Annotated in this window: 4 protein-coding genes and 1 pseudogene; 4 read left to right on the forward strand and 1 reads right to left on the reverse strand. The window is 74.3% G+C overall.

Translation table 11 applies throughout. The features are described from left to right. On the reverse strand, positions 1-1,414 hold a 1,414-nt coding region (locus GA0115242_RS18495; protein WP_141721635.1), incomplete at its 3' end, for a cytochrome P450. A 152-nt stretch (positions 1,415-1,566) separates the two neighbouring features. Here GA0115242_RS18495 and GA0115242_RS18500 point away from each other — a divergent pair. The 4 genes and pseudogenes from GA0115242_RS18500 to GA0115242_RS18515 all read left to right on the forward strand — a co-directional run. Beyond that, positions 1,567-2,199 carry a PAS domain-containing protein gene (locus GA0115242_RS18500; protein ID WP_093829844.1) on the forward strand — a complete coding sequence of 211 codons (633 nt, stop codon included), beginning with the start codon at positions 1,567-1,569 and terminating at the stop codon, positions 2,197-2,199. A gap of 123 nt (positions 2,200-2,322) precedes the next feature. After that, positions 2,323-2,817: an FBP domain-containing protein gene (locus GA0115242_RS18505; RefSeq protein WP_093829846.1), complete on the forward strand. Its 495-nt coding sequence runs from the start codon at positions 2,323-2,325 to the stop codon at positions 2,815-2,817. A gap of 82 nt (positions 2,818-2,899) precedes the next feature. Then, on the forward strand, positions 2,900-4,162 hold the full coding sequence (locus GA0115242_RS18510; RefSeq protein ID WP_093829848.1) for an FUSC family protein: 1,263 nt from the start codon (positions 2,900-2,902) through the stop codon (positions 4,160-4,162). Between the two features lie 59 nt (positions 4,163-4,221). Continuing rightward, positions 4,222-4,808: pseudogene (locus GA0115242_RS18515) on the forward strand (hypothetical protein); the annotation flags it as partial.

The raw sequence follows: 4,808 nt of genomic DNA on the forward strand, positions 1-4,808 counted from the left end.
CGGGGGCGGTCCGCGCCGGGCGGGTGCGGTCGGCCGGGGTGCGCGGGGTGAGGAGGAGGGTGAAGCCCTCGGGCTTGAGGGTGAGGGTCTCCTTGACCTCGAGGCGGTAGTCGGCGTGGTCTCCGAGGCGGTAGCGGTGGACGAGCATGGCCAGCAGCATCGTCGCCTCGTGCAGGGCGAACTGCCGTCCGATGCAGGCGCGTTCGCCGGTGCCGAAGGGCTTGAAGGCGTGCACCGGGCGGTTCGCCTCGGCCTCGGCGGTGAAGCGGTCGGGGTCGAAGAGGCCGGGGTTGTCGCCCCAGACGGGCTGGCGGTGCAGCATCGGGGTGAGGACGGTGACGGCCTGTCCGGCGCGCAGCGGGACGCGGCCGCCGAGCAGGGTGTCGGTGAGGGCGTGCCGGCCGAAGGCGGCGGCCGTCGGCCACAGCCGCAGCGCCTCGTTGAGCACCTGCCGGGTGTAGGTGAGCCTGCCGACCTCGTCGTAGGTCGGTTCGGGGTCGGCGGTGGCGCCCCAGAGGGCGTCGACCTCGCGCTGGACCAGGCGCAGCGCGGTGGGGTCCTTGACGAGGTGGTGGAGGGCGAAGGACATGGCGCCCGACGTCGTCTCGTGTCCCGCGATCAGGAAGGTGATGACCTGGTTGCGGATGTTGGCGGCGTCCAGGGTGGTGCCGTCGGCGGGGTGGGTGGCGCCGAGCATCAGGCCGAGGAGGTCGTCGGTGCCGCTCTGGTCGGTGCCCGCGCGGGCGGCCACGACGTCGTCGACGACCCGGGCGAGGTGGTCGGCGTCGGCGCGGAAGGCCTCGTCGGCCGCCGAGTGGTCGGTGCCCGGGGTGCGGGCGAGCCGGTGCATGCTCCACTCCAGGCAGCGGACCATGGACGCGACGAACGGGTGGGGTTCGGAGCGCTCGAAGGAGGCGAAGTCGTAGCCGAATCCGGCGAGTCCGATGGTGTCGAGGGTCATCCGGGTCATGTCGTCGGCGACGTCGACGGGCCGTCCGGCGCGGGCGGCGCGGTCCCAGGCGGTGATGAGGCGGCGGGAGACCTCCAGCATCACGGGGTGGTAGGTGCGCATCGAGCCGAGGGCGAACGCGGGCATCAGGATGTCGTGCGCCTTGGCCCAGTTGGGTTCGTCGTTGCGGGCGGTGAAGAGGCCGTCGGCGGTGAACTCGCGGACGTTCTCCAGGGCGGGCCCGACGTGCTTGGCGAACCGGGTCTCGTCGGCGAGGTCGGTGACCAGGTCGAGATCGGCGACGAACAGGGCGTCGCGGCCGTGGAGTCGGCGCACCAGCACCGGGCCGTGCTCGCGCATCAGGCCCATGAGCTGCTGGATGGGGGCGGGTCCCGGCCCGGTCGCGCTGATGTCGGCGACGGGGACGGCGGCGAGGGTGTCGGGGTGCGGCGCGGTGGGGGGCATGGCGCGACAACTGCCTTTCACGGTGCGGGAGTCCTGCCCCTCCAGCGTGGTCGACGGGTCCCGGGCCGCCGGACGCGGTGACTACATGATTGTGTAGTGGTCGCGGGCGGGGCGCCCTTGTGTCCCGGGCGCCGACGTGGCAGGAGGCGGGCGTGGATCTCAGGCGGCAGGGCGGGGACGCGGTGGTGTGGCGCAACCGCGCGCTGGTCCTCTTCGACCGGGTGGTGACGCCGGTCGCGGTGTGCGACGTGTACGGCGACGTGCTGCTGGCCAATCCGGCGATGGCGGCGGAGTGCGGGACCACGCCCGGCCGGTTGCGCGGCCGGGACGTGCTGGAGCTGTTCCGGCCGCAGCGGGCCACCCAGGTGGAGCGGATCGCGCAGGCGCTGCGGCTGCGGCACCGCTCGCGCTACCAGGTGTCGGTGTGCTGGCCGGGCCCCGACGGGAGCGAGCGGTACGGCGAGCTGACGGCCGACCCGGTCAGCGACACCGTCGAGGAGACGCCCGCGCTGCTGGTGATGCTGCGGGTGGGCGGCGGGCCCGAGCCGTCCGCCGCCCCGCCCGTCGAGCGGGTGTCGCCGACGGAGGCGCGGATCCTGGCGCTGCTGGCCGGGGGCGCGACGACCGCGCGGGCGGCGCGCGAGACCGGTCTGACGGCGGACGGCGTCACCTACCACCTGCGGCGGCTGACGGCGCGCTGGGGCGCCGCGAACCGCACCGAGCTGGTCGCCCGCGCGTACGCGCTCGGTGTGCTGACCCCGGGGGTCTGGCCGCCCCGGGCGTAGCCGGTGCCCGCCTCCCGCGGCCGGGAAAACCATTGGCGTCGTCGAGGCGCCGCCGACTACCCTGAACATGCCCAAAACCTAGGACCCCTAGGCTCAAGACGTCATTCTTCAGGATTCTCCCTAATGAAATCGCTGACCGAGCAGGAGATCCGCGCCTCCTTCGTGAACTGCTCGAAGGGCGAGGCCCGGCGTCTCGCGGTCCCCCGCGACCTCGACCAGCGGCCCTGGGACGACCTGGACTTCCTGGGCTGGCGCGATCCCGGCGCCCCGGACCGCAGCTACCTGGTCGCCGAGCGGGACGGCGCCGCCGTCGGCGTCACGCTGCGCTACCCGGCGTCCCAGCGCGGGTTCCTGCACCGCAGCATGTGCTCCCTGTGCGTCACCACCCACCCGGGCGGCGGGGTCTCCCTGATGACCGCGCGCAAGGCGGGCCCGGCGGGGCGCGAGGGCAACTCCGTCGGCGTGTACATGTGCACGGACCTGGCCTGTTCGCTCTACGCGCGCGGGCGCAAGGTCCCGGACAGCGTGCTGCGCATGGAGGAGAGCCTCACGGTGGACGAACGGATCGCCCGCACCACGGGCAACCTCTTCGCCTTCCTCGACCGGGTGCGCGGCTGACGCCGGGGCCAGGACAGCCCGTCAGGGCGTTCTCCGGCCGTGATCGTGTTCGAGCCGGGCGCCGACGGGGAACAGCCGGAGGATGCGCGATCTACGTGAGGGGACGGCGGCCCTCCGGGGCCTGCTCCGCCGCCACCGGGACCCGGTGGTCGTCCAGACGCTGCGGTCGGCCGTCGCGGCGACTGTCGCGTACGTCGTCGCGCTGCGGATCAGCTCCGAGGCGGCGCCGCTCACCGCGCCCCTCACCGCGCTGCTGGTCGTGCAGGTCACCCTCTACGCCACCCTGACCAACGGCATCCGCCGGGTGAACGCCGTGGTCGCGGGCGTGCTGGTGGCCATCGGGTTCAGTCTGCTGGTCGGTCTGACCTGGTGGAGCCTGGCGCTGCTGATCGTGGCGTCGCTGGGCGTCGGCCACCTGGTGCGGGTGCACGAGTACGTGCCCGAGGTGGCGATCAGCGCGATGCTCGTCCTCGGGGTCACCGCGGTCGGCGACACCGCCTGGGACCGGGTGGTGGAGACCCTGATCGGCGCGGTCGTCGGCATGGCCTGCAACCTCCTGCTCGCTCCCCCGGTCTGGGTGGACGAGGCGGGCGAGTCCATCGAGGGGCTGGCCCGGCGGGTGCGGCTGCTGATGCTCAGGATGGGCGAGGAGGCGGCGGGCCGCACTCCCGTCGAACGCGCCACCGAACGACTGTACGAGGCGCGCCGTCTCGACCACGACATCGTGGAGGTGGACGCGGCGCTGCGGCAGGCCGAGGACAGCCTCCGGCTCAACCCGCGGGTCCGTGAGGGGCTGCTGCACCGGGTGGTGCTGCGCACCGGGCTCGACACCCTGGAGATCTGCACGGTGGTGCTGCGGGTGCTGGCGCGGACCTTCACCGACCTCGCCAAGCAGCGCGACCCCGAGCCCCTCTTCGCGCCCGGCACCGGCGCCGTCGTCGAACAGCTGCTCGGCGAGGTCGCGGACGCCGTGGTCAGCTTCGCCGTGCTGGTCACCAGCGACGTCAGCCGCAACGCGCAGTCGGCCGAGGCGCGGCTCGCGTCGGGTCTGGAGACGGCGACGGCCACCCGGGACAAGCTCGCCCAGCTCCTCCTGGAGGAGGTCAGGCGCGACGAACGCCAGTGGCAGCTGCACGGCGCGGCGCTGACCGAGGTCGACCGCATCATCGACGAGCTGGACACCGAGCACCGCACCCGCCGCCTCTTCGAGGAACTGGACCGGGTCTCGCGCGAGCAGCGCGCCCGCCTGCCCCGTCTGGAGCGGCTGCGGGAGGGCCTGCGGGCCTCCGGCGCGGTCCGCGCCCTGCGCCGGAACCTCCGCGCCCTGGCCAGGCGTTCACACTGAGGTGGACACCGGGGGCGGCAGGCGTCCTCGGCACCGGTACGGGACGAGGGGGCGGGCCGATGACCGACGAGGCCGTGCGGATCGAGGGGAACACGCTGCGGCTGCCGGGCGGGGTGGCCGTGCGCTTCATGCGGACGCTGCGGCTGCCCGAGTCGGGCACGCACCCGCTGCCGCCGGGGCTCGGCGAGTTCCCGGTGCGCCGGGTCGCGGACTTCCCCGACACGGTCCCCGAGGCGTGGCGGGCGCGGGGCGGGGTGCTGCTGCCGGTGTACCTGCGCGAGGCGATGTGGCTGAGCTTCGCGGGGACGACCCGCCCGGCCGCCCTCCAGGTCGGCGTCGGCAAGGTGTGCGCGGTCTCGGGCGAGCCGTGGAGCGAGCGGCTGACCCGTGACCCGCAGAACTACCTGGTGCTCCCCCGCCAGCCCTGGCTCGACGGCATCAACTCCGGCTCCGGCACGGTCCGCCAGTTCGTGGCGGTGCCGCTGGGGCTCGGCGCGACCGTGGAGGGCCAGATCACCGGCGAGGAGGTCTGGGGCGGCGTCCAGTTGCGGTCGTTCCCGCTGGGCGCGGAGGCGTTCGCCCGGTGGCGGGAGGCGCAGGGGCGGCTGGCCCGGGGGCGGGCGCGGACCCTGCCGGGCAGCGCCCT

Source organism: Streptomyces sp. SolWspMP-5a-2, from assembly GCF_900091845.1.
In the GTDB taxonomy this organism is placed as follows: Bacteria; Actinomycetota; Actinomycetes; order Streptomycetales; family Streptomycetaceae; genus Streptomyces; species Streptomyces doudnae.

What these genes read in the sequence shown, in the direction of transcription:
- GA0115242_RS18505 (WP_093829846.1), top strand. Translation starts at nt 2,323, where the DNA reads ATGAAATCGCTGACCGAGCAGGAGATCCGCGCCTCCTTCGTGAACTGC.
- GA0115242_RS18510 (WP_093829848.1), top strand. Translation starts at nt 2,900, where the DNA reads ATGCGCGATCTACGTGAGGGGACGGCGGCCCTCCGGGGCCTGCTCCGC.